Source organism: Achromobacter sp. SD115, assembly GCF_017355315.1.
Lineage (GTDB): Bacteria > Pseudomonadota > Gammaproteobacteria > Burkholderiales > Burkholderiaceae_B > Achromobacter > Achromobacter xylosoxidans_B.
This window is the reverse complement of the sequence record NZ_JADIJM010000013.1, coordinates 138,101-158,958: the sequence shown is the minus strand read 5'-3', so window position 1 is coordinate 158,958 and position 20,858 is coordinate 138,101. Positions and strand designations below refer to the sequence as shown.

The 20,858-nt window shown below is 68.2% G+C and carries 26 protein-coding genes; 11 read left to right on the top strand and 15 right to left on the bottom strand.

Features of this window, described 5'->3' with window-relative positions; all coding sequences use genetic code 11:
* The first annotated feature begins 98 nt into the window (after positions 1-98).
* From IPU70_RS19310 to IPU70_RS19275, 8 genes are all read left to right on the top strand, one after another.
* On the top strand, positions 99-533 hold the full coding sequence (locus IPU70_RS19310) for a gamma-glutamylcyclotransferase (RefSeq protein ID WP_207469423.1): 435 nt from the start codon (positions 99-101) through the stop codon (positions 531-533).
* Positions 534-630: 97 nt separating this feature from the next.
* On the top strand, positions 631-1,359 hold the full coding sequence (locus IPU70_RS19305) for a helix-turn-helix domain-containing protein (protein ID WP_013394848.1): 729 nt from the start codon (positions 631-633) through the stop codon (positions 1,357-1,359).
* Positions 1,360-1,421: 62 nt separating this feature from the next.
* Positions 1,422-2,558 carry a hypothetical protein gene (locus tag IPU70_RS19300; protein ID WP_207469421.1) on the top strand — a complete coding sequence of 379 codons (1,137 nt, stop codon included), beginning with the start codon at positions 1,422-1,424 and terminating at the stop codon, positions 2,556-2,558.
* A 194-nt stretch (positions 2,559-2,752) separates the two neighbouring features.
* Positions 2,753-4,057 carry an MFS transporter gene (locus IPU70_RS19295; protein WP_013394850.1) on the top strand — a complete coding sequence of 435 codons (1,305 nt, stop codon included), beginning with the start codon at positions 2,753-2,755 and terminating at the stop codon, positions 4,055-4,057.
* Between the two features lie 62 nt (positions 4,058-4,119).
* Entirely contained in the window at positions 4,120-4,572 is a 453-nt protein-coding gene (locus IPU70_RS19290) for a helix-turn-helix transcriptional regulator (protein ID WP_207469420.1), read from the top strand.
* Positions 4,458-4,922 carry an SRPBCC domain-containing protein gene (locus tag IPU70_RS19285; RefSeq protein ID WP_207469419.1) on the top strand — a complete coding sequence of 155 codons (465 nt, stop codon included), beginning with the start codon at positions 4,458-4,460 and terminating at the stop codon, positions 4,920-4,922. The genes IPU70_RS19290 and IPU70_RS19285 overlap by 115 nt, the downstream gene beginning before the upstream one ends.
* Positions 4,923-4,976: 54 nt before the next feature.
* Positions 4,977-5,678: a DUF899 domain-containing protein gene (locus IPU70_RS19280; RefSeq protein WP_207469418.1), complete on the top strand. Its 702-nt coding sequence runs from the start codon at positions 4,977-4,979 to the stop codon at positions 5,676-5,678.
* Complete coding sequence (locus IPU70_RS19275) at positions 5,629-6,114, top strand: hypothetical protein (RefSeq protein ID WP_242702589.1); 486 nt, start codon at positions 5,629-5,631, stop codon at positions 6,112-6,114. Before IPU70_RS19280 ends, IPU70_RS19275 begins: the two co-directional genes overlap by 50 nt.
* Here the strand turns inward: IPU70_RS19275 and IPU70_RS19270 are convergent.
* From IPU70_RS19270 to IPU70_RS19260, 3 genes are all read right to left on the bottom strand, one after another.
* Positions 6,095-6,430, bottom strand: a complete 336-nt coding sequence (locus IPU70_RS19270; RefSeq protein ID WP_207469417.1) for a 2Fe-2S iron-sulfur cluster-binding protein — start codon at positions 6,428-6,430, stop codon at positions 6,095-6,097. The two genes, IPU70_RS19275 and IPU70_RS19270, sit on opposite strands and share 20 nt — an antisense overlap.
* Positions 6,431-6,456: 26 nt before the next feature.
* Positions 6,457-7,044 carry an NUDIX domain-containing protein gene (locus IPU70_RS19265; protein WP_207469416.1) on the bottom strand — a complete coding sequence of 196 codons (588 nt, stop codon included), beginning with the start codon at positions 7,042-7,044 and terminating at the stop codon, positions 6,457-6,459.
* Positions 7,045-7,134: 90 nt separating this feature from the next.
* Positions 7,135-8,154, bottom strand: coding sequence for an NAD(P)-dependent alcohol dehydrogenase (locus IPU70_RS19260; RefSeq protein WP_207469415.1), 1,020 nt, complete (start codon positions 8,152-8,154; stop codon positions 7,135-7,137).
* 163 nt (positions 8,155-8,317) lie between these two features.
* Here IPU70_RS19260 and IPU70_RS19255 point away from each other — a divergent pair, with 163 nt between their 5' ends.
* Positions 8,318-9,238 carry a LysR substrate-binding domain-containing protein gene (locus IPU70_RS19255; protein ID WP_207469413.1) on the top strand — a complete coding sequence of 307 codons (921 nt, stop codon included), beginning with the start codon at positions 8,318-8,320 and terminating at the stop codon, positions 9,236-9,238.
* Between the two features lie 5 nt (positions 9,239-9,243).
* Here the strand turns inward: IPU70_RS19255 and IPU70_RS19250 are convergent, their stop codons facing one another.
* From IPU70_RS19250 to IPU70_RS19195, 12 genes are all read right to left on the bottom strand, one after another.
* A complete protein-coding gene (locus tag IPU70_RS19250; protein WP_207469411.1) occupies positions 9,244-10,497 on the bottom strand; it encodes an Hsp70 family protein in 1,254 nt (417 codons plus the stop codon).
* A 65-nt stretch (positions 10,498-10,562) separates the two neighbouring features.
* Positions 10,563-11,741 carry a RhtX/FptX family siderophore transporter gene (locus IPU70_RS19245; RefSeq protein WP_371819010.1) on the bottom strand — a complete coding sequence of 393 codons (1,179 nt, stop codon included), beginning with the start codon at positions 11,739-11,741 and terminating at the stop codon, positions 10,563-10,565.
* 25 nt (positions 11,742-11,766) lie between these two features.
* Positions 11,767-12,195: a cupin domain-containing protein gene (locus IPU70_RS19240; RefSeq protein WP_207469407.1), complete on the bottom strand. Its 429-nt coding sequence runs from the start codon at positions 12,193-12,195 to the stop codon at positions 11,767-11,769.
* Between the two features lie 56 nt (positions 12,196-12,251).
* Positions 12,252-14,375 carry a TonB-dependent siderophore receptor gene (locus tag IPU70_RS19235; RefSeq protein WP_371819002.1) on the bottom strand — a complete coding sequence of 708 codons (2,124 nt, stop codon included), beginning with the start codon at positions 14,373-14,375 and terminating at the stop codon, positions 12,252-12,254.
* A gap of 115 nt (positions 14,376-14,490) precedes the next feature.
* Positions 14,491-15,369 (bottom strand): AraC family transcriptional regulator, encoded by an 879-nt coding sequence (locus IPU70_RS19230; RefSeq protein ID WP_242702588.1) that lies wholly within the window; start codon positions 15,367-15,369, stop codon positions 14,491-14,493.
* A 95-nt stretch (positions 15,370-15,464) separates the two neighbouring features.
* Positions 15,465-15,794, bottom strand: a complete 330-nt coding sequence (locus IPU70_RS19225; protein WP_207469405.1) for a hypothetical protein — start codon at positions 15,792-15,794, stop codon at positions 15,465-15,467.
* 152 nt (positions 15,795-15,946) lie between these two features.
* Positions 15,947-16,171, bottom strand: a complete 225-nt coding sequence (locus IPU70_RS19220) for a DUF3820 family protein (protein ID WP_207469403.1) — start codon at positions 16,169-16,171, stop codon at positions 15,947-15,949.
* A gap of 5 nt (positions 16,172-16,176) precedes the next feature.
* The gene (locus tag IPU70_RS19215) at positions 16,177-16,728 is read right to left on the bottom strand and encodes a cysteine hydrolase family protein (RefSeq protein WP_207469401.1); all 552 of its coding nucleotides are present in this window, start codon (positions 16,726-16,728) and stop codon (positions 16,177-16,179) included.
* A gap of 23 nt (positions 16,729-16,751) precedes the next feature.
* Positions 16,752-17,660 carry a sigma-70 family RNA polymerase sigma factor gene (locus IPU70_RS19210; protein WP_207469399.1) on the bottom strand — a complete coding sequence of 303 codons (909 nt, stop codon included), beginning with the start codon at positions 17,658-17,660 and terminating at the stop codon, positions 16,752-16,754.
* Between the two features lie 12 nt (positions 17,661-17,672).
* Positions 17,673-18,119 carry a carboxymuconolactone decarboxylase family protein gene (locus IPU70_RS19205; RefSeq protein WP_207469398.1) on the bottom strand — a complete coding sequence of 149 codons (447 nt, stop codon included), beginning with the start codon at positions 18,117-18,119 and terminating at the stop codon, positions 17,673-17,675.
* Positions 18,120-18,232: 113 nt separating this feature from the next.
* Positions 18,233-18,880, bottom strand: a complete 648-nt coding sequence (locus tag IPU70_RS19200; protein WP_207469397.1) for a glutathione S-transferase family protein — start codon at positions 18,878-18,880, stop codon at positions 18,233-18,235.
* Positions 18,881-18,891: 11 nt separating this feature from the next.
* Positions 18,892-19,365 (bottom strand): OsmC family protein, encoded by a 474-nt coding sequence (locus IPU70_RS19195; protein WP_207469396.1) that lies wholly within the window; start codon positions 19,363-19,365, stop codon positions 18,892-18,894.
* Between the two features lie 163 nt (positions 19,366-19,528).
* Here IPU70_RS19195 and IPU70_RS19190 point away from each other — a divergent pair, with 163 nt between their 5' ends.
* Entirely contained in the window at positions 19,529-19,954 is a 426-nt protein-coding gene (locus IPU70_RS19190; protein ID WP_013394871.1) for a copper resistance protein NlpE, read from the top strand.
* A gap of 100 nt (positions 19,955-20,054) precedes the next feature.
* A complete protein-coding gene (locus IPU70_RS19185) occupies positions 20,055-20,792 on the top strand; it encodes an ABC transporter substrate-binding protein (RefSeq protein ID WP_041655839.1) in 738 nt (245 codons plus the stop codon).
* Positions 20,793-20,858 lie beyond the last annotated feature (66 nt).

The following is a 20,858-nucleotide window of genomic DNA, read 5'->3' as shown; positions in this document are numbered from 1 at the left end:
TGCCGGCTGGCTCGATATCCTGAATATGCGGCCAGATGCGAGAATTTCAACACCTTGCCCGCGCCATGGTTTTTCGACGTGCAGCAACAATCTGACTTATGAGCATATACGTTTTTGTCTACGGCACGCTACGCGCGGGCGAAATCAATGATCTGGCGCAAGCCGCCGCGCGGCGCGGGCTGCCGGCGGCGCGCTACGTCGGCCGGGCCAGCGTGCCGGGCAGGCTGGTGGACTTCGGCGACTGGCCGGGCCTGATTCCCGTGGATGACGGCCGGCGCGTGCGCGGCGACGTGTTCCAGGTGGAGCCGGCCCTGGTGGCGCTGATGGACGAAATCGAGGAGTACGTGCCCGGCAAGCCCTGCTGCTTTGTGCGGCGCGAGGTCTTGGCGCGCCTGGAGCCGCCCGCGGCGGCAGCGGAACTGCGCTGCCAGTACTACCCGATAGACCCCGCCCTGCGCGGCGCGGCCACCGATATCGCCGCCGACGACTGGGTCGCATACCGCCTTGTCCGCCCCCTGCCGGGGGGCCGGTAAGACGCCCGTAGTAACAACGGACTACAATACAGCTTGTCTTAAGCTTTATACCCATTCCGGCATGCGTCCGCGCAATGGGCACTATAGAGGTCATCGTATGCAAAAACGGGTCCCCGTTGCCCCTGATGCCGCCCACTGCTCCACCTGCATGCTGGGGCATGTGTGCGTGCCCGTGGGCATGGCAGCCGCCGAGGTGGAAAAGCTGGACGAACTGGTCAGGGAACGCGTGCGCCTTGAAAAAGGCAAGCCGCTCTACTCGCTGAACCACCCGCTAGACGCCGTCTACAGCGTGCGCTTCGGCAGCCTCAAGACGCAGTTGGAAGACGCGACCGGCCAGATCCAGGTCACCGGCTTTCACCTGCCCGGCGAAATCGTCGGCATGGACGGCATGCTGGACGGCAAGCACGTTTCGACCGCCGTCGCGCTGGAAGATTCCGAGGTCTGTGTCATCCGCCTGGCCGATATCGACCGGGTCGCGGCCCACCTGCCTTCGCTGCAGCAGCAGTTCCGCCGCCTGATGAGCCGCGAGATCAACCGCTCGCACCAGATGCTGGCCTCGCTGGGCTCCATGCGTTCCGAACAGCGCCTGGCCGCGTTCCTGCTCAACCTGTCGCAGCGCTATGCGTCGCTGGGCTATTCCTCCACCGAGTTCGTGCTGCGCATGAGCCGCGAGGAAATCGGCAACTACCTCGGCCTGACCCTGGAAACGGTCAGCCGGCTGTTCTCGCGCTTCGCGCGCGACGGCCTCATCAAGATCAACCAGCGCGAGGTCCGCATCCTGGACCTGCCCGCGCTCAAGCAGCTGCTGGGCCAAGAGAGCTGCTGAACGCCCGCCGCGCCATGCGCCGCGCGTCCATCCTCCCCCTGCGTCAAGCGCGACCCGGCCGCATGCGCGGCGCGGCCGCGCTGCTCGCCCTGGCGGCGCTCATGCCGCTGGCGGCGCGTGCGCAGACGCCCCTGCCTGATCCCTACGACTACAGCGAAACCGCGCCGGCGCCCAAGCGCGCGGCGCCCTTGCGCTGGCAGTCCGTGGAACTGGGCAAGCCCGGCCACCGCTACAAGATGCCGGTCTACGCCAACCGCGACCTGGCAAAGGACGACCTGCGCAACATCAAGCAGGTCGTGGTCGTGATCCACGGCGTCAAGCGCGATGCCGACCGCTATTTCGAATCCGTCGCCGCCCTGCTGGCGCACAACCCCGAACGGGAGCGCGACACCCTGATCCTGGCGCCGCGCTTCTCGGGCTCGATCGATTCAGGCTTCGGCGGCATGGCGGCATGGCGCAAGGCCAGTTGGGAAGACGGCGAAGACAGCGTGCAGGCCGCGGGCCGCCCCGCACCGGTCAGCTCGTTCCAGGTGCTGGACGACCTGCTGCGCAGCCTGGACGACCGCAAGCGCCTGGCCTCGCTGGCCGGCATCGTGTTGGCAGGCCACTCGGCCGGCGCGCAGTTGGTGCAGCGCTATGCGGTGCTGAACAACATCGACGGCCCGCTGCGGCGCGACGGATTGGCGCTGCGCTACGTCATCGCCAATCCCTCGTCCTACCTGTACCTGAGCAACGAACGCCCGCGCGCCGACGGCAAGGGCTATGCGCCCTACGAGCGCGGCATCTGCCCCACCTACAACCAGTACAAGTACGGCCCGGACAAGCTGCCCGCCTATTCGCGCGAGACCGACGAGTCCAAGCTCTTCGTACGCTACGCGGCGCGCGACGTCACCTATCTGCTGGGCGGGGCCGACAACAATCCTGAAGACCGCCTGCTGGACAAGACCTGCGGCGCCGAAGCCCAGGGCGCGACCCGGCTGGCGCGCGGCACGGGCTATGCGCAATACGAGCACGTGCTCGCGGCACGCGGCTCCAAGCCCGTACCCCTGCATCGGCGCGCATTCGAAGTGGCCGGCATCGGCCACAACAGCAAGAGCATGTTCGGCTCGGTCTGCGGCACGCAGGCGCTGCTGGGCGACGAGGCCCAGACGGCCGACGGCGCCGCGCCCTGCGTGGTCATCAAGCCGCGCGGCAAGTAAGGCGGTGCGCCCCGTTCGGCGCGCAAGCCTGACAAAAAACTGAATAAGAAACAGCGCCGCAAAGCGTGCATTTCGGCACGGGCAGGCGCAACATAACGCAACGCGTGTTCCATTTCGCGGCTGGCCCGCCGTCATGGGTCGAGGCGGCGATCGCGTGTCCGGCGTCCCCCGACAAACGCACCCGAAGGACGGATATGACGCAAGCATATCTCGACATCCCCGACGCGAAGCGCCGCATCAAGGCGATCTTCATCGGCTCCATGGGCAATCTGGTGGAATGGTATGACTTCTATGCCTACACCGCCTTCGCGCTGTACTTCGCCCCCGCCTTCTTTCCCTCGCACGATCCCGTCGTCCAGCAACTGAACGCGGCCACGCTGTTCGCGGCCGGCTTCATCGTGCGCCCGCTGGGCGGCTGGCTGTTCGGCCATCTGGCGGACCGCCACGGACGGCGCCTGTCGCTGATGGTGTCGGTGGGGATGATGTGCGTGGGCTCGCTGATCATCGCCATCACGCCCACCTACGCCACCATAGGCCTGGCCGCGCCGGCTTTGCTGGCGCTGGCGCGCGTGGTCGAAGGCCTGAGCCTGGGCGGCGAATACGGCGCCAGCGCCACCTACCTGACCGAGATCGCGGACCCCGAGCATCGCGGCTTCTATTCCAGCTTCCAGTACGTCACCCTGATAGGCGGCCAACTCTGCGCCATCCTGGTGCTGTTGCTGCTGCAGAACGTGTTCCTGACCCACCAGCAGCTGGTGGAATGGGGCTGGCGCATTCCCTTCGTGATCGGCGCCATGCTGGCCATCATCACCGCCCTGATGCGGCGCGACATGCCCGAGACGGACTCGTACAAGGAAGCGCAGAAGGCGCCCAAGCCGCAGACCAGTTCGCTGCGCGGCCTGCTGCAGTATCCGCGCGAGGTGGCGATCGTGGTGGGCCTGACCGCCGGCGGCACCGCGGCGTTCTATACCTTCACGACCTACATGCAGACCTTCGTGCGGCAAACTTCGGGCTTCTCCGACATCGTCACGACCTACATCATCGCCGGCTCGCTGATCTTCGCGCTGATCCTGCAGCCGGTCTATGGCGCGCTGTCCGACAAGATCGGGCGCAAGCCGCTGCTGGTGTTCTTCGGCGTGGCGGGCGCGGCGCTCACCGTGCCCATCCTGATGACGCTGTCGCACACGCGCTCGCCCTTCATGGCCTTCCTGCTGATCTGCGGCGCCTGGGTGTTCACGGCCGGCTACACCTCCATCAACGCGGTTGTGAAGGCGGAACTCTTCCCCACCAATATCCGTGCCACGGGCGTCGCGGTGCCCTACGCCGTGACGGTGTCGATCTTCGGCGGCACGGCGCCAGCGATCGCCCTGTTCTTCAAGCAGCAAGGGCATGAGGAGTGGTTCTACTACTACCTCGCGGGGATCATCTTCCTGTCGCTGCTGGTGTACGCCACCATGCGCGACACCAAGCACCGCTCGGCCATGCACCAGCACGCCTGATTCCTGATCGCGCCAACTTTGTTGCTTGACAGGCATGCCGTTGCGGCTTAATACTTAACCCCATGGTTAAGTTTAAAGACGACATGCTCGACAGCATCTTCTCGGCCCTGGCCGACGGCACGCGGCGCCGGGTGCTGGCCGACCTGGAACAAGGCGCGGCCTCGGTCAGCGAGCTGGCCCGGCCGCACGCCATGTCCCTGCCCGCCTTCATGAAGCATCTGCGCGTGCTGGAAGATGCCGGCCTGATCGCCCGCGCCAAGGACGGCCGCGTCGTCAATTGCACGCTGTCGCCCGAACCCATGCGGGCGGCATCCGACTGGCTGGCCCGCTACGAGAAGTTCTGGAGCGGACAGCTGGATTCGCTGGCGCGGTACCTGTACCACGAGGAAGAGGTCCACCCATGGAAAACCGAAGCACCCAAGACGAATCAGCCCCCATCGAACTCCGGCTCAAGCGGCGCTTCGACGCCCCCGTCGAACGTGTCTGGCGCGCCTGGACGGACCCGCAAGCGCTGATGCGCTGGTTCGGCCCGGCCGAGACCCGCAAGGTGCTGCGGGCGGAAACCGATGTGCGCGTGGGCGGCGCCTATGAGGTGGGTTTCGCCACCGAGGACGGGCTGGAGCATCACGCCAGCGGCCACTACCGCGAAGTCGAGCCGCAACGCCGGCTGGTCTTCACCTGGGCCTGGCGCGACACGCCCGCCGAAGTCTCGCTGATCACGCTTGAATTCACCCCTGCGGGCAGCGGCACCGAGCTGGCCTTCCTGCAGACCCCGTTCGTCGACCAGGCCACCCGCGACAGCCACCAGCATGGCTGGTCAGGCGCGCTGGAGCGGCTGGCGGCCGATCTGGCGAATCCGGCCTGAATCCCGACCGTTCGCCCTACCCGGGCCTGCCGGCCCGATCCAAGGAGACACACGATGCAGACCGATCACCCCGTCGTATCCCGCGCGCAATGGGACATCGCGCGCGAGGCGCTGCTGCGCCGCGAGAAAGAACTGACCCGGGCCCACGACGCCCTGGCCCGCGAGCGCATGGCGCTGCCCTGGGTCAAGGTGGACAAGCCTTACCGCTTCGAGGGCGAGGCCGGCGCCGTGGGCCTGGCCGAGCTGTTCCAGGGCAGGAGCCAGCTCATCATCTACCACTTCATGTTCGGCCCGGACTGGGAAGAAGGCTGCGTGGGCTGCTCGTTCCTGGCGGACCACATGGACAGCGCGATCTTGCACCTGCGCCAGCATGACGTGACGGTGGTCGCGGTGTCGCGGGCGCCATGGGCCAAGCTGGACGCCTTCAAGCGGCGCATGGGCTGGCGCTTCCCCTGGTATTCGTCCGAAGGCTGCGATTTCAACTTCGACCTGCAGGCCAGCGTGCCCAAGGCCGACGGCGGCATGGAGGAAAATTCCGGCGCCAGCGCGTTTTTCCGCGACCCGGACGGCGAAATCTTCCATACCTATTCAAGCTTCTCGCGCGGGGTGGAGCGGCTGGCCGGCGCCTACAACTACCTGGACTTCGCGCCGCTGGGCCGCAACGAGCACGGCCCGCACTTCAATCTGGGCGACTGGGTACGCCACCATGACCGCTACGACGACGCCCCGGCGCACGCCTGCCACGCCTGCGGCTAGGCCCAAGCCTGGCCGTGCCGTCCGCCTGGCCTCCGACGCGGCATTCCTGTGGCTGGCCTGCTCCGCCGCCATGGCCGCGGGCCTGTGGGCGGACACGCTGCGCACGCCTGCGGCGCTGCTGGCCAGCCAGTGCGCAGCGCCCGGCGGACTGCTGGAACAGGCGTGGCGCCATGCCGCCCTGATGCCCGCCAGCAGCACGGCCATGCTGATCGCCGCATTGTTGCCGCTGCCGGGCGCTCCCCGCATGGCTGCGCGGCTGGCCTGTGCGCTGACCATGGGGCTGGGCATGCTGGCGGGGGCTCAATGGGGCATGGCGGCGGCCCTGGCCGCAGGCGCCGCGCCGTTCGGCGGCATGGCCGCGGGCATGGCGCTGGGCATGGCGGCCGCCATGGCCGCAGGAGCGCTGATCGCAGGCGCTAGCGCCGCGCTCCGGTAAGCGGGCGCGGCGTCGTCCCTGGCGTGGCCTCGATGGGCGCGGCCAGCGGCGCCTGGATTTCAAGCGCGGATTCGGCGCGCGCCACGCAAGGCAGTATCCAGCCCTCTTCCTTCTCGTCGCGCGACAACCCCGGCCATTCGATGCTGTAGGAGATATCTCCTTCCAGCAGCAGGCACATGCAGGCGCGGCAGGTGCCGTTGCGGCACGAGCTGGGCAGCTTGATGCCGGCGGCCTGGGCCGCCAGCAGCACGGAGGTATCGGCCGGCGCATCGAAGCGCAGGCCGGCGGGCTGCACCAGAACGGGAAATGCGGACATGGTTGGACGGATCCCGCGGGCGGGCCTCAGCCCGCGTTGTCCTGCCAGTCCAGCTGCCAGGCGCCCGAAAGCACGTTCTGCATCCACAGCACGCAGGTCAGCGTCTTGGCGTCGGTGACTTCGCCCTGGGCGCAAGCCGCGATCAGCTCGGCGGGGTCCGCGCTGATCACGTCCAGGAATTCATCCTGGTCCAGCTGGCGCGGCCCGGCGCGCAGGCCGCGGGCGAAGTAGATGTGGATGATCTCGGTGGAATAGGCGATGGCCAGGTGCAGGGCGCCCGCATGGGCCCACTGCGCAGCGGTGTAGCCGGTTTCCTCCAGCAGCTCACGCTTGCCGCAAACCAGCGGATCCTCGCCCGGGTCCAGCTTGCCCGCCGGGAATTCCGTCATCACGCGCCCGATGGGATAGCGGAACTGCCGTTCCAGCAAGACCCGGCCATCATCCAGCAGCGGAATCACCACCACCGCGCCCGGATGCACCACGTACTCGCGCGTGGCCGTGTTGCCGTTGGGCAGGCTGACCGTGTCGCGGCGGATCTTCAGGAAGGCGCCGTCATAGGGCGCCTCGCTGGCGACGAGTTTTTCTTCGAGATGGGAATCGGGCTTGCGGGTCATGGCGGATCGGATACCTCAAGGGGCGCGCGGACGGCTGGCCCGCGCGGGCAGGACGAGCTTACCATCGCCGCCCGCCTCCCCCGATGACGCCTATTCCGCGACCCGGATGACGAGTTTGCCGAAGTGCCGGCCCGACGCCAGGTGCTCGAAGGCCTCGCGCGCTTCGTCAAAGGAATAGACACGGTCGATGACAGGCGCAATGCGCGCCACGTCGACGAAGCGCGCCACGTCCTCGAGCATCTTGCGGCTACCGACGAAGATGCCTTCCAGGCGCTTGACGCCCGCGATCAACGCCAAAGGCGCCACCGGCACGGCCGCAAAGCCGCTGACGCCGCCGATGACCGCGATGGCGCCGCCCATGCGCGCGGCCGCCACGGAACGTTCCAGCGTGCCTTCGCCGCCGACTTCCACCACCACATGCGCGCCTTCGCCGCCGGTCAGGCGCAGCACTTCGTCCTGCCATTGCGGCGTCTCGCGGTAGTTGATCGTCAGGTCCGCGCCCAGTTCGCGCGCCCGGGCCAGCTTGTCGGCGCTGGACGAGGTGATGATGGCGCGCATGCCGGCCGCCTTGGCCAGTTGCAGGCCCCAGATGGAAACGCCCCCGGTACCCAGGAACAGCGCCGTCTGGCCCGCCTTGGCGCGTCCGGCGACGAACAGCGCGTTCCATGCGGTGACGGCGGCGCAAGGCAGGGTCGACGCCTGCTCGTCGCTCAGGGAGTCCGGCGTGGCGACCAGGGCATGCTCGGAAAAGATGCTCTCGGTGGACAGCAGGCCGTCGGTGGCGGCGCCCGGCGCCAGCGCCACGGTGGCGGGCGTGGGTTCGCCATCGATCCAGTCCGGCATGAACGCGCCCATGACGCGGTCGCCGATCTTGAAGCGGGTCACGCCCGCGCCCACCTCGATCACCTCGCCCGCGGCGTCGGAGGCGGGTATGACCGGGTCGCCCGAACCCTTCAGATACTCGCCGCGCGCCACCATCAGGTCGCGGTAATTCAGCGACACCGCCTTGATGCGCACGCGCAGTTCCAAGGGAGCCAGGCTGCGCGGTTGACGCGTGACGCGTTCCAGCGAAGCGATGTCCTTGCCGCTGGTGATGGTGTAGGCCTGCATGTTGTTTCTCCTGTATCGGTTCAAGAAAGCCGCCTTTCGGCGTCTGCCGCTAGATGTGGCGGCCAAGTACCGATAAGATATATGGGAATCAATTTCCCCAGTGGCGAATCTTTTTCTTTTCACCGATTCCCAATCGGAACCAATCAGGACGAAGGAGCCCGTGATGGCAACCGCGATCACCTATGACAGACTGAGCGGCATCGAAGTCTTTGTGCAGGCCGTTGAGGCAGGCAGCTTCGCGCTGGCGGCAGAACGCCTGAACCTGACGCGCTCGGCGGTGGGCAAGTCCATCGCGCGGCTGGAGGCGCGCCTGGGCGCGCGGCTGTTTCACCGCACCACCCGCCAACAGAGCCTGACCGACGACGGCCAGGCCTACTACGACCGTTGCGTGCGCGCGCTGGCCGAGCTGCAGACCGCCGAAGCCGAGCTGGACAGCGGCCGCCGCGAGCCCCAGGGACGCCTGCGGGTCAGCGCGCCCCTGGTGTTCGGCCGGCACTGCGTCGCGCCGGTGCTGCGCGAACTGGCGTTGCAACATCCGCAACTGCAGATCGAGATCTCCTTCAACGACCGGGTGGTGGACCTGATCGAGGAAGGCTATGACTTGGGCATCCGCGTGGGCGAGCTGCCCGACAGCGCCAGTCTGGCCGCGCGCCGGCTGGGCATGCAGACAATGGGAATCGGAGCGTCTCCCGCCTACATCCAGGCGCATGGCCGTCCAACCACGGTGGACGAGCTGATGCAGCACTCCTGCATCGCCTACACGCACAACGGCATCGAGAGAGGCTGGACCGTGAAGGGAGCGGACGATCAGGTCATGCAGCTACGCTTGCGGCCGTGCCTGCGGCTGGACGACCTGCAAGCCATCGCGGATGCCGCCATCGCCGGTGCGGGCCTCGCCTGGCTGCCCTGCTGGATGCTGACGCACTATGTGCGCACGGGCGAACTGGACGTGCTGATGCACGGCGACCGCCTGGCCGCGCAAGAGGTGCATGCGGTCTGGCCGCAAGCGCGCTACCTGCCGTCCAAGACACGCGCCGCCATTGATGCGCTGGCGGCGCGCGTGCCGGCCATGCTGGCCGCCTGAGCGGCTCAGCCGAACTTGCGGCGGGCGTCCAGCGCCAGGCCGGCGCCGATGCTGCCGAACAGGTCGCCTTCGACGCTGCGGGCGTCCGGCACCAAGGCCGAGACGGATTCGCGCAGGCGCGGCACGCGGCTGGAGCCGCCGGTGAAGAACACCGTGTCCACGTCGGACGTCGACACGCCGGCATCGCGCAGCAGCGCGCCCACCGTGGCCTCGACCTTCTCGATCAACCGGCCGACGCAGGCGTCGAACGACGGCCGTGTCACGTCCACGCCCAGCTCCGGCGCGATGCGCGACAGGTCGATGCGCGCGGCCGGCGTTTCCGACAGCGCAATCTTGGCCTCTTCGACCTGCACCGCCACCCAGTGGCCCGCGCGCTGCTTGACCAGGTTGAGCAGCAGATCGATCTTCTCGCGGTCGCCGGCTTCGGCGCGGATGTAGGCGAAGTGCTCGGCCGCCTTGCGGGTATAGGCCTGGTTGATGGTGTGCCAGCACGCCAGGTTGCCGTATTGCGTGGACGGCACGTCCTTGCCGCTGCGCAACTGGCTGCCCAGCCCCAGCATCGGCATCACGTGGGCCAGGCTGAGCTGCTTGTCGAAGTCCACCCCGCCGATGTGCACGCCGCCATACGCCAGGATGTCCTCGCGGCGGTCGGCCTTGGCGGCGCGGCCGGGTCCCAGGCGGATCAACGAAAAGTCGGAGGTGCCGCCGCCGATGTCGATGACCAGCACCAGCTCTTCGCGGTCGATCTGCGATTCATAGTCGAATGCGGCGGCCAGCGGTTCGAACTGGAATTCGATATCGGTGAAGCCCACGCTGCGCGCGATCTCGCCCAGGGTGTCCTGGGCGGTCTGGTCGGCGGCGGGGTTGTCGTCCACGAAGAACACCGGCCGGCCCAGCACGGCGCGCGTGAAGCCCCGGCCCGCCGCGGTTTCGGCGCGGCGCTTGAGTTCGGCGATGAAGCGCGTCAGCAGGACGCGGAACGGAATCGAACGGCCCTGCACTTCGGTCGAGCCATCGATCAGCGAACTGCCCAGCAGGCTCTTCATCGAGCGCATCAGGCGCCCGTCGTAGCCGGCCAGGTAGTCGGAGATGGCGGCGCGGCCATAGCTGACCTCGGCGTCTTCATCATGGAAGAAAATGGCCGAGGGCAAGGTGGTCTTGCCGTCTTCCAGGGCCAGGAGCGCGCGCTGATCGGGGCGGCTCCAGCCCACGGTGGAATTGGACGTGCCGAAGTCGACGCCGCATGCGGTGGAAATCATGAGGAATTCTGGGGCTGAAAGCAAAACGGCGCACAAGTGTAGCCGCAACCGCCAGAATCGCCATATCAGCCCGTGCGCGCCAGCGCCCTGGCCGTGAACGCCAGCGTCGCGGCAGCCACCAGCAGGCCGCTGGCGAAGCCGCCGGCGTAGCCGACCTGGGCCGCCAGCCCGGTCATCAGGGACGAGGTCAGGATCTCGCCCAGGTCGCGGGCGCTCTGCACCGCGGTCATGTCGGTGCCGGCCTGCTCTCCCCGGCTGGCGAAGCGCATGGCCAGCGTCATCAGGGCCACGGACGCGGCGCCCGCGCCGAACGCGCCCAGCGCCTGCGCCCCCAAGGCCGTGCCGGCCTGCGCCGGCGTCCAGCCCTGGGCCTGCGCCAGCCAGGCCAGCGCCGCCGCGCCCGAGGCGGCCAGGCCCAGCGCCAGCACGGCCCGCGCGCCCAGCCGGCCGATCAGCCAGGCGCCGCCGCCGCAGCCCAGCAGCACCGTCACCACGCCCCCCGCCATGCCGATGCGCCCCACCGCCTCGACCGCCCAGCCCGCATCCACCAGGAACAGCTTGGACAGGCCGTAGCCCGCCACCGCGGTCATGGCCGACAGGAACGCGGCCGCGGCCAGGGCCCAGGCGCCGGGACGCCGCACGAAGGCCGCCAGCGTGGCGCGCTGCCGCGCCGCGGGCGCCGTCAGCGCGCTTTCGCGCCAGGCGGCCGCCAGCAGCAGGCTGAACGCCACCACCGCCGCCAACGTCAGCAGCGCGCCGGTCTGGCCCACATGGCCGGCCAGCACCAGGCAGCCCGGCCCGCCAAAGAAAAAGCCCACCATCGTGCCGCCGACCTGCACGGCGTTGGCGCGCGCCAACGCCTGCCCGTGGAAGCGTTCCGCCGTCAGGCCGTCGGTGGCGATGTCCTGCGTCGCGCTGGCCAGCGACGCCAATGCCATCAGCGCCACCACCCAGCCCGCCGCAGCGGCATCGATGCCCAGGAAGGCCAGCGCCAGCAGGCAGGCCAGCACGATGGCCTGCATCGGCAGGATCCAGCTGCGCCGCCGGCCCATGGCGCCGGTCCAGCGGTTGTCCACCACGGGCGCCCACAGGAACTTCAGCACCCATGGCAGGCCAACCAGCGGCAACCAGGCCAGCGCGTGCAGGTCCGCTCCATCGCGGCGCAGCAGCGTGGGTAAAGCCTCCATGGCCACGCCCAGCGGTATGCCTTGGGAGAAATACAAGGCGCCTATCATCACGAACATGCGTCCGTCTGCATTGCGGTTCACGTCAGATTTCCTTCAACGAGGGGCTGCGGGATTGGGGCTCGTCCGCGCGGCGGTGTTCACTACCCTGCCCCGGCGTCACGAACAGGATCTTGCCGGGACAGGCCACGTGCAGCCGGTGCCACACGCCGCGCGGCACGATGGCGCTGCGGCGCGTATCCAGCAGCAGGTCGGTCTGGGCGCCGTCCTCGGCCATCAGGGTGACCACCACGCGCCCTTCCAGCACGCAGAGCATTTCGTCGCCAGCAGGGTGGCGTTCCCACACATCGCCATGCACGTCGGCGTCGCTGGCCACGGCCTTGATGCCGACCAGCCATTCGTCCTGCGGCGCAAGCCGGCGCAGCCGGCCCACGTCGCGCATGGCGCCGTCGCGGCCCAGCGCCACGAAATGGTCCAGCCAGTCGAACACGGGCCCGGTGTCGGGTGCATTCATCGATCTCTCCTTCTCGTTGGCGGCAGACGTCCGCGAACGGCGCCCGCCGCGATTCATCAGTACTCGGCGCGCAAGGTCAGCATGACGTTGCGGGGCTCGCCGTAACGGTTGTTCCAGGCGGTGCCCGACAGGCTCTGGTAGTAGCCGCGGTCGAACAGGTTGTTGACGTTGAGCGACGCGGTCACATGCCTGTCCACGCGGTAGGCCATGCGCAGATCCACCAGTGCGTAGCCACCCTGGCGCAGCGTGACGGGGCCGGACACCGTGGAGTAACCCGACTGCACCTGCAGGCCGCCACCCACGCTCAGGCGCCGCTCCAGCCCGGGCAAGGCATAGTTCGTCCACAGCCGGAAGATGTGCTTGGGCGTGAAGCGCGCGAAAGGCTGTCCGCCGGACTCCGAGTCCGTCAGGTACTTGCTAGTGTTGAAGGTGTAGCCCGCCGCCACCGTCCAGTAGGGCGTGATGCTGCCGGAGGCTTCGGCCTCGATGCCGCGGCTGCGGACTCCCCCGCCCGAGATGTAGTAGCAGTTGCGGCCCACGCAAGGCCAGGCCGGGTCTTCCTGCGCGCGGTTCTTCTGCTGGATCTGGAACACGGCCAGCGACACGTTCAAGGCGCCGTCCGCCAGTTCACCCTTGACGCCGGCCTCGTAGTTGGTGCCGGTGATGGGATCCAGCGGCTGGCCATCGCGGGTCAGCTCGCCCTGCGGCTGGAACACCTGCGCATAGCTGCCATAAAGCGACCACTGGCGGTCCAGGTCCACGATCAGCCCGCCATACGGCGTGAACTCAGGGTCGATGCGCTGCCGCGCGCGCGGCGCGCTCTGGTTCCACCAGCTCATGCGTCCGCCCAGCACCAGGGTCACCGGATCGGCCAGCGAAAAGCGGCCCATGGCGTAGACGCCTTGCTGCTTCAGCCGGGTTTCGCCGGGCGACGTGTACGGTCCCACGCCAGGCTCGGGCACGCTGTGCGGATCCCAGTCGAACACATTGACCGGCACGTTCGGATAAGGCGTCAGGTCCGCGCTGTACTGCTCGGACGTGGTGCGTTGGGCATTGCCGCCCAGCAACAGTTCATGGCGCCGGCCGAACAGTTGCACCGGGCCGCCGACATAGGCGTCCACGCTGGCCTGGGTGTTGTCGAACTTGTAGGCGGCGCCCATCAGGGATGAACCCAGCCCGGTCTGGCGGTCTATCGCGCCATAGGCGCCGGCGTACTTCAGGTTGCTGTCGGCGGTCAGGTAATTGGCGCTGACCTTGGCGCTCCAGCCCTGGCCGAAGCGATGCTCCAGGTCCGCGAACACGCGCGTCGTATTCCAGTTGAAACGGTCCCAGGCCGCGTCCAGGTAGGTCGAGCGCTTCAGGCCGATATCGCCGCCGTCCTTGTACAGCGGCACGCCGGCCATGTTGGTGGTGGAGCGGATGCGCTGATATTGCAGGCCGGCCGACAGCACGGTGTCCCGCCCCAGGTCCACTTCGCCGATGCCGTAGAACAGCGCCGACTTCTGGTCCGCCACGTCGTAGAAGTAGCCGCGGTCCTCCACGGCGCTGACGACGCGGCCGCGCACGCTGCCGCTGTCGTTCAGCGGGCCGCCCAGGTCGGCTTCGGCGCGATAGCGGTCCCAACTGCCGGCGCTGAGCGAGCCGTTGAAGGACAGCTCGCGCTGCGGCCGCTTGCGCACCAGGTTGACCGTGGCGGCGGGGTTGCCGGCGCCGTGCATCAGGCCGTTGGCGCCGCGCAGGATCTCCACGCGCTCGTATACCGCCATGTCCTGCGGCGACGCGGCCATGTTGCCCATCAGCACCGGCACCCCGTCCTGCTCGAACGAATCCACCTTGAAGCCGCGCGCGTAATACGCGGTGGTCAGCAGTTGATAGGGCTGCACCGTGATGCCGGTGGCGTGCTGCATCACCTCGTCCAGGCTTTGCAGGTTCTGCTCGCGCATCCGCTCCTGCCCGATCACCGTCACCGACTGTGGAATCTCGCGCAGCGTCAGCGGCAGTTTGCCCAGGGTCGCCGTGTCCTGCGCCACGCCCTCGCCGCTGACCGTCACCGCCGGCAGCGACGCGGCCTCCTGCGCCAGCGCCGGCCCCGCAGCCACCGCCAGCCACAGAGGCCAATGGCGCGCACTCGACGCGTTCCTGCGCGGCGCCCCCGCGCCCGTTTTCACCTGTTTTCGCACTGCCTGTCCTCTTAGAACTTTATTGAGAATAATTCTCAAGTGATTCTAAAAACGAGGGCGGCCGCGCGCTGGCGATTGCGGAAGTCTTGCTGGCGATTGCGGAAGTTTCGGCGCTTCAGCGGCCCGGCCCGACGCTGCTGGGCAGCACGCCGTAGCGGCGCAGGAATGCCTTGGTGAAGTGCGAATCGGTATAGCCGCAGGCATAGGCCGCCTCGGATACCGTATAGGCGCCTTCGGCCAGCAGCACGTGGGCCTGCTCCATGCGCCGCTCGCGCACATAGGCGTAGACGCTCTGGCCGAACAGCTTGCGAAAGCCGGTGGTGAGCTTGTTGACGTTGACGCCTGCGCGCCGCGCCAGTTCGGGCAGGGACGGCGGATCCTGCAGGTTCGCGGCGACCAGGTCGCGCGCATGATGCAGGCGTTCCATGTCCGCCCGCGTAAGGCCGCGCGCATGCGCATCCAGCTCCGCAGGTTCCAGCGCGCCCAAGGCGAGCGCGGCCAGTTCCAGCGCCTTGGCCGACAGGTACATGCGCTTGAGCGCGCCCTGCACCGGGCAGGCCAGCATCTGATGGCCCAGGGCCTCCAGCTTGCGGTCCGCCCGCATATTGGTTTCGGCGTAAGCGCCGTCGGCCCCCGGCGCGCGCAACAGGGCAGCCAATTGGGCCGGGTCCATGCAGAAGGCGTCGCGCAGATGATCCAGACCCGTGCGCAAGGACACGAAGCGCAAGGACTGGTGGGCGCCGAATTCATGCTCCATGCCCATCGCGTCCTGGCAGACGCTCAGGTGCAAGGCAGGCCCGCTCACGCGGGTAGGCGCCGTGCCGCGCACGCTATAGCGCAGATCCCCATCCAGCACGAGCACCAGCTTCAGTCCAGGATCCAGGCGCTCCTGCACCCGCTCGTTACGGCCAAAGCGCAGCGTGCCGCCCGCCAGCGACATGGCGGGCGTGGCGGCCGATAGGGTCCAATCAGGTTCGGGTGAGACGACGGTCAAAGTAGCGGCTCCGCGGCGAGCAGCGCTGTTGATGAGATTGAATATTATTACCGTTTGACCCGAACGGAAAGCCGCCGCCTGGCGGGCAGCGCGATTTATTGTTGCCGGCGCTGCTCCAGCTCCTTCAGACACTGCGCCACGCCGGCCTGCATCTGCGTATTCGACACGGCGGCGCGGTCCGATACCTCGCGGCAACGCACATACTCGGCCTGGCTTTCCGGCGTATCGCGGATGACCGCGGGCGCGGCGCCTGGCTCGGGCGTGACCGTCATGCGCAGCGTGGAAGGCGGCGAAAGGCTGCCGTCCTTGGAGCGCACGCTGGGGTACTGGTATTCCTGCGTGGCGGGAGGCGCGTTCTGCGCTTGCGCGGCGCCCGCTGCGCACAGGGCGGCCAGCAGGAAAGCGGATATGTGGAGTTTCTTCATGGCGACCTCTCTTCAATGAGCTGGCGTCCAGGGAGCAGACCGCGACCGCTGGACAGGCCGCACTATCGTATCCCCGGGCGCCCATGCACAGCGTGCCAAGACGCTACACAATCCGCCACAGTTGTTTCCCGGGGTTTCTCCCGCGGCTCGGCCTACTTCTTCGCCGCAGACTGGCGCAAGGGTGCCAGCAATGAAGACAGCCCGTTGTGGTCAAGCTCGTGCATCAGGGCCAGCAGGCGCCCCAGCTCCCCGGGCGGAAAGCCCTTGCGCGCGAACCAGGCCAGGTACGGGCCGGGCAAGTCGGCGATGAGACGCCCCTGGTACTTGCCGAAGGGCATGGTGCGCGTGACCAGCAGCGATAGCAGTTCGGGATCCATGGGGATCACCGCCCCGCCGCGTCGGCGAAAACGATATCGGCAGCGGGCACGGCGGCGATCTTCACGCCGAAACTGGAAATGGACGACAAGGTCGCATTGTGATGCGCGCGGATCTGCGCGCCCGGCGCATGCGGCTTGTCCTGGGTGGTATGGGCGTCCGCCGCCAGCGTAACGGGAAAGCCCAGCGCGGCCGCGCGGCGCACGGTCGTGTCCACGCAGAACTCGCTGGCATAGCCGCACACCACCAGCTCCGTCGCGCCGGCTTGCGCCAGCACATCGGCCAATTCAGTGCGCAGGAAGGAATCAGGCGTGGTCTTGCGCACGCGGACGTCGTCATCCGCCGGTTGCAACCGCAAGTCCAGCTGCCAGCCCGGCAGGCCGTGGTCCATGGCGCTGCCGGGACTTTCGTGCTGCACATAGATGACGGGCGCGCCAGCCTCGCGGGCGCGCCCGGCAAGCGCATTGATGCGGGTCAGCACGGCCTCGGCATCGGCCGGCGCGGGAGAGGCCTCGAACAGCGCGCGCTGCACGTCTATCACGATCAAAGCGGACGTCATGTATTTCTCAAAGAGGTCGGGAATCAGCGTTGCGGCAGACTGGGCGGCAGCGCCGCGACATGGCGCAGCTTATCAGGGTTGCGCACGATGTAGATGGCGGTGATCCTGCCGTCGCGCACCTCCAGCGTGGTGGAGCGGGGCAAGCCGTCCAGTTCGGTCGCCAGCACGCCCGGCATGCCGTTCAACTGCGTCACCACGGCATCGAGGAACTGGCCGCTGGGCTTGGACGACAGGCCGGCGAAGAAGCGCGCGATCTTGTCGCTGCCCAGGATGGGTCTGAACACGGCCAGCTTCTTGCCGCCGCCGTCCGCATGCAGCACCGCGTCCTGCGCCAGCAGGCTGCGCAACGCGTCCACGTCGCCCGCCCGTGACGCCTGCCAGAAGGCATCGGCGATGCGCGCGCCCTCCTGCTCCGTCACCGCGAATCGCGGACGCGCATCGCGCACGCGGCTGCGCGCCCGCGCGGCTAACTGGCGGCAGGCGGCCTCGTTGCGGCCCAGCGTCGCCGCGATCTCCGCGAACGGCATGTCGAACACGTCGTGCAGCAGAAAAGCGGCCCGCTCGAGCGCCGACAGCCGCTCCAGCGCCAGCATCAGCGCCACCGACAGGTCGTGCGCGATTTCCCCCGCCCCCGGCGCCTGATAGCTGGCGGCGTCGGGCAAGGGTTCCGGCAGCCATGGTCCGACGTATTCCTCGCGCCGCGCGCGCGCCGACTTCAGTTGATCCAGGCACAGCCGAGTGACCGTGCGCGACAGGAAGGCGCGCGGCGTTTCGACCTGGCCGCGATCCACGTCGCGCCAGCGCAGCCAGGCGTCCTGCACGACGTCCTCGGCCTCTGCCCATGAACCCAGCATGCGATAGGCCAGGCCCTGCAGATGCCTGCGATGGGGCTCGAAGTCAGCAACGGCATCGGAAATGGCGGACGCGCTCATGGGGCCAGGGCCTCAGTGCTTGGGATGCTGCGAGCGGAACCCCACGGCGATGCGGTTCCAGCTGTTGATCATGTTGATGGCGACCGTCAGGTTGACCTGCTCTTCCTCATTGAAATGCCTGGCCATTTCGGCGTAGTCGGCGTCCGGCGCGCCGGTCTCGGGCAACCGGGTCAGCGCTTCCGTCCACGCCAGCGCGGCGCGCTCGCGTTCGCTGTACAGCGAAGACTCGCGCCAGGCGTCCAGCAGGTACAGGCGCATTTCGGTTTCGCCCTGCTTGCGGGCATCGGTCGAGTGCATGTACAGGCAGTAGGCGCAGCCGTTGATCTGCGAAGCGCGCATCTTCACCAGTTCAAGCAGACTGTGTTCCAGACCGCAGTTCTCGACGAAGTCATTCAGGGCGATCATCGCCTTCATGGCCGTGGGCGAGGCGGTGTAGGCGTTCAGGCGGGCAGTGCTCATGGATCTTTCTCCAGCAAGACAGGCATGCGCCGCGGAATGCGGCGCCATTACCCCTAGGACGAGATAGCCTGGCAGGATGTGACATCGCCCGTCGGGAAATTTGTAAATCCCGCCTAGAAATCCAGCCGCCCGCGCAACTCCCCGAACGGCATCATCACATGCTCGCGATAAGCGGGACGGGCCTGCAGGCGCTCGTACCAGGCTTGCAGATGGGGCATGGGCGGATGCGGGATATCCAGTTCGAAATAGCGGTAGAGCGTGGTGCCGGCCGGGATGTCCGCCAGCCCCAGGGACTCGCCGCACAGATAGGGCCGGTCCGCCAGCGCGCGGTCCAGCTGCCGCAGGCAGGCGTGCGTGGCCGCGACGGCGCGCTCGATGGCCGCCGTGTCGCGCTGGGCCTCCGGCGTGCGGTAATAGCCCCAGAACACGCCCGTCAGGAAAGCCGGCTGCAAGGCGGTCTGGGCCCAGTCCATCCAGCCGTCGGCGCCCGCCCGCTGCGCCGGGTCGTCCGCCCAGAACCGGCCAGCGCCGTCGCGCGCGGCCAGATAGCGCAGGATGGCATGGGACTCCCACACTACCGTGGCGCCGTCGCGCAACAGCGGCACCTTACCGTGCGGGTTCATGGCGCGGAATTCGGCTGTGTCCAGTAACCCGAACTGGCCGCCGGCCAGCACGTGCTCGTATTCCAGGCCCAACTCGCCCGCCAGCCACAGCACCTTTTGCACATTGAACGAACTGCGGCGTCCCCAGATGGTCAGCATGGCGGTGGCCCTCAGTCGGCGTGCACGATGCGCGGCTCGCAGCGCACCGGGAAGTTGACCGAGTTGGCGATGAAGCAGAAGTGATGCGCGCGCTCGTGCAGCTCGGCCGCCAGCGCCGCGTCGTCGCCGGCGCGGATGGTCACTTCGGGCCGCAGGGTGACGGCGCTGAAGGCGCCGCCGCGCTCGCGGTCCTCGACCATGACGCCTTCCGCTTCATCGTGGTAGGCCTGCACCGTCACCCCTTCGACCGCGCAGAAGTGCAGGTACCAGAGCTTGTGGCAGGCCGACAGCGACGCCACCAGCATGTCCTCGGGATTCCAGCGCGCGGGATCGCCACGGAAGGCAGGATCGGACGAGCCCGGCACATCGGGCTTGCCCGCCGCGCGGATCAGGTGGTCGCGGGAATAGGCGGCGTAGCTGGAGGTGCCCGTACCGGTGTTGCCGGTCCAGTCGACGGTGACGTTGTAACGGTGTTCGCCTTTCATCGGAATCGTCCTATTCAAGGGGGAAAGCCCAGGCCGGCGCGCCCGGAAAACAGCCTAGCGTAGCGCATGCGCGGCCGCGCCAGGCCCGCGCGCTTTACATCCCGTTTCAGCACCGCCCCGTTACTATCCGTATCGTGACCGGTTCGCCAAACAGGAGCTCGCCATGATGAAAACCACCCTGACCTGCGCCCTGACGCTAGCCCTGCTCGCCGGCTGCGCGCCCTCCCGGCCCGGCTCCGGCGGGTCCGTGCCCGTCGACAGCCACACCGCCCGCGATTCGCTGGACTGGGCCGGCAGCTACGAAGGCACCCTGCCTTGCGCAGACTGCCCGGGCATCCGCACCCGGCTGACCCTGGAGCAGGACGGCCGCTACGAAAGACAGACCCAGTACCTGGACCGCCAGCCGCAGCCCGAGGTCGTAACCGGGACATTCAGCTGGGAATCCGACGGCAGCACCATCCGGCTCGACGCGTCCGGCGATAGCCAGCGCTATTTCGTCGGCGAAAACCAGGTAACGATGCTGTACCGCGACGGCACCCGCCCGACCGGCCCGCTGGCCCCGCATTACGTCCTGCGCCGCGCCCAGTAACGCATCGCGCAACGTGACGCATCGCGCAACGCGGGCGCTTGCGGCTATGCTTGCCGCATCGTCCGCGCCCGTGCGCGCGATCCCCATGCCCAAGGAAATCATGAAGACCGATCACGAGCTGCTCTCCGCCTTCGCCCCCACCGGCACGCTGCGCGCGTCCATCAATCTGGGCAACCCGATCCTGGCCAACGCCGACCCCGTCACCGGCCAGGCCGGCGGCGTGTCGGTGGACCTGGCCACGGAACTGGCGCGGCGCCTGGACGTGGGGCTTGAACTAGTGGTGTTCAAGTCGGCCGGCGAATCCGTCAACGCCGTGGCCGCCGAACAGGCCGACGTGGGCTTCTTCGCCATCGACCCGCTGCGCGGCGCCCAGATCGCTTTCACCGCGCCCTACGTGGTCATCGAAGGCGCCTACCTGGTGCGCCAGGACTCGCCCATCGCCAGCATGGAGGAAGTGGACCGCAAGGGCCAGCGCGTGGTGGTCGGCAAGGGCAGCGCCTACGACCTGTACCTGACGCGCGAGCTCAAGCAGGCGGAGATCTTCCGCGCGCCGACCTCGCCGGCCGTCGTCGACACCTTCTTGCAGGAAAACATGGAAGTCGCCGCAGGCGTGAAACAGCAGCTTGAAGCCGACGCACAGCGCCTGGGCGGCCTGCGCCTGCTGGACGGCCATTTCATGCTGATCCGCCAGGCCATGGGCGTGCCCAAGAGCCGCGGCGACAAGGCCAGCGCCTACCTGGCCGCCTTCGTCGAAGCCATGAAGAAATCGGGCTTCGTCGCCGAAGCCCTGGCCCGCCACAAAATCCAGGGCGCCGCGGTGGCGCCGCTGGAAGCCTGAACCGGCGGCATACGTGCGGTAAAAACAAGGCCCCGCACAAGCGGGGCCTTTGCACGCTGGCGGCAC

Excerpts from the sequence above, each read along its gene's own strand:
- IPU70_RS19310 (WP_207469423.1), top strand. The coding sequence starts at position 99 with ATGAGCATATACGTTTTTGTCTACGGCACGCTACGCGCGGGCGAAATC.
- IPU70_RS19305 (WP_013394848.1), top strand. The coding sequence starts at position 631 with ATGCAAAAACGGGTCCCCGTTGCCCCTGATGCCGCCCACTGCTCCACC.
- IPU70_RS19300 (WP_207469421.1), top strand. The coding sequence starts at position 1,422 with ATGCGCGGCGCGGCCGCGCTGCTCGCCCTGGCGGCGCTCATGCCGCTG.
- IPU70_RS19295 (WP_013394850.1), top strand. The coding sequence starts at position 2,753 with ATGACGCAAGCATATCTCGACATCCCCGACGCGAAGCGCCGCATCAAG.
- IPU70_RS19290 (WP_207469420.1), top strand. The coding sequence starts at position 4,120 with ATGGTTAAGTTTAAAGACGACATGCTCGACAGCATCTTCTCGGCCCTG.
- IPU70_RS19285 (WP_207469419.1), top strand. The coding sequence starts at position 4,458 with ATGGAAAACCGAAGCACCCAAGACGAATCAGCCCCCATCGAACTCCGG.
- IPU70_RS19280 (WP_207469418.1), top strand. The coding sequence starts at position 4,977 with ATGCAGACCGATCACCCCGTCGTATCCCGCGCGCAATGGGACATCGCG.
- IPU70_RS19275 (WP_242702589.1), top strand. The coding sequence starts at position 5,629 with ATGACCGCTACGACGACGCCCCGGCGCACGCCTGCCACGCCTGCGGCT.
- IPU70_RS19270 (WP_207469417.1), bottom strand. The coding sequence starts at position 6,430 with ATGTCCGCATTTCCCGTTCTGGTGCAGCCCGCCGGCCTGCGCTTCGAT.
- IPU70_RS19265 (WP_207469416.1), bottom strand. The coding sequence starts at position 7,044 with ATGACCCGCAAGCCCGATTCCCATCTCGAAGAAAAACTCGTCGCCAGC.
- IPU70_RS19260 (WP_207469415.1), bottom strand. The coding sequence starts at position 8,154 with ATGCAGGCCTACACCATCACCAGCGGCAAGGACATCGCTTCGCTGGAA.
- IPU70_RS19255 (WP_207469413.1), top strand. The coding sequence starts at position 8,318 with ATGGCAACCGCGATCACCTATGACAGACTGAGCGGCATCGAAGTCTTT.
- IPU70_RS19250 (WP_207469411.1), bottom strand. The coding sequence starts at position 10,497 with ATGATTTCCACCGCATGCGGCGTCGACTTCGGCACGTCCAATTCCACC.
- IPU70_RS19245 (WP_371819010.1), bottom strand. The coding sequence starts at position 11,741 with ATGTTCGTGATGATAGGCGCCTTGTATTTCTCCCAAGGCATACCGCTG.
- IPU70_RS19240 (WP_207469407.1), bottom strand. The coding sequence starts at position 12,195 with ATGAATGCACCCGACACCGGGCCCGTGTTCGACTGGCTGGACCATTTC.
- IPU70_RS19225 (WP_207469405.1), bottom strand. The coding sequence starts at position 15,794 with ATGAAGAAACTCCACATATCCGCTTTCCTGCTGGCCGCCCTGTGCGCA.
- IPU70_RS19220 (WP_207469403.1), bottom strand. The coding sequence starts at position 16,171 with ATGGATCCCGAACTGCTATCGCTGCTGGTCACGCGCACCATGCCCTTC.
- IPU70_RS19215 (WP_207469401.1), bottom strand. The coding sequence starts at position 16,728 with ATGACGTCCGCTTTGATCGTGATAGACGTGCAGCGCGCGCTGTTCGAG.
- IPU70_RS19210 (WP_207469399.1), bottom strand. The coding sequence starts at position 17,660 with ATGAGCGCGTCCGCCATTTCCGATGCCGTTGCTGACTTCGAGCCCCAT.
- IPU70_RS19205 (WP_207469398.1), bottom strand. The coding sequence starts at position 18,119 with ATGAGCACTGCCCGCCTGAACGCCTACACCGCCTCGCCCACGGCCATG.
- IPU70_RS19200 (WP_207469397.1), bottom strand. The coding sequence starts at position 18,880 with ATGCTGACCATCTGGGGACGCCGCAGTTCGTTCAATGTGCAAAAGGTG.
- IPU70_RS19195 (WP_207469396.1), bottom strand. The coding sequence starts at position 19,365 with ATGAAAGGCGAACACCGTTACAACGTCACCGTCGACTGGACCGGCAAC.
- IPU70_RS19190 (WP_013394871.1), top strand. The coding sequence starts at position 19,529 with ATGATGAAAACCACCCTGACCTGCGCCCTGACGCTAGCCCTGCTCGCC.
- IPU70_RS19185 (WP_041655839.1), top strand. The coding sequence starts at position 20,055 with ATGAAGACCGATCACGAGCTGCTCTCCGCCTTCGCCCCCACCGGCACG.